This window comes from Paenibacillus pinistramenti (assembly GCF_005869875.1).
Taxonomy (GTDB): Bacteria; Bacillota; Bacilli; order Paenibacillales; family Paenibacillaceae; genus Fontibacillus; species Fontibacillus pinistramenti.
This window is the reverse complement of sequence record NZ_VAWG01000039.1, coordinates 1-646: the sequence shown is the minus strand read 5'-3', so window position 1 is coordinate 646 and position 646 is coordinate 1. Positions and strand designations below refer to the sequence as shown.

Genomic DNA, 646 nt, shown 5'->3' with positions numbered 1-646 from the left:
TCGGACATCCCCGGATCAAAGCTTGCTTACAGCTCCCCGAGGCCTTATCGTTGTTCGCCACGTCCTTCTTCGGCTCCTAGCGCCTAGGCATCCTCCGTGTGCTCTTAGTAGCTTAACCAAATCGCTCGGATTTTGGGCCGATACGCTCTGTTCCTCATCCCTTTTCTGATTAGATAAATCCTAATAAGGAAGAAAGGGATTCGCAAAGGATCGATCGTCTCCAAAATGCCTCGCTCTGTAGCTAGTACTAAACTTGTTCTCTACGATCACAAGTTTCAGCTAAAAGAATGTTCTAATTCGCAATTGTTGTTTCGTTATCCAGTTTTCAAGGATCAAAGCAGTTTCAAGGAAACTGCGACCTGTATGAATTTTGGTCAATCCCATTGGGTTGATGAAATTCATACAGATGATTTTGAGAGCTTGAACTCTCAAAACTGACCAACGAGTGAGAAGGTCCCTTTGCTTTCGCAAAGGGTATCCGGCGACTTGCGTCGACCGTGTATTTGTACCGCTTCGCTCCGGAAGCGAGGTACTCCATAGAAAGGAGGTGATCCAGCCGCACCTTCCGATACGGCTACCTTGTTACGACTTCACCCCAATCGTCTACCCCACCTTCGGCGGCTGGCTCCCTTGCGGGTTACCCCAC

The 646-nt window shown here is 48.6% G+C and carries 2 rRNA genes; both read right to left on the bottom strand.

Annotated features, from left to right (window positions below):
• Positions 1–118, bottom strand: a 23S ribosomal RNA gene (locus FCN15_RS19020); the annotation flags it as partial.
• A 422-nt stretch (positions 119–540) separates the two neighbouring features.
• Positions 541–646 (bottom strand): 16S ribosomal RNA (locus tag FCN15_RS19015); the annotation flags it as partial.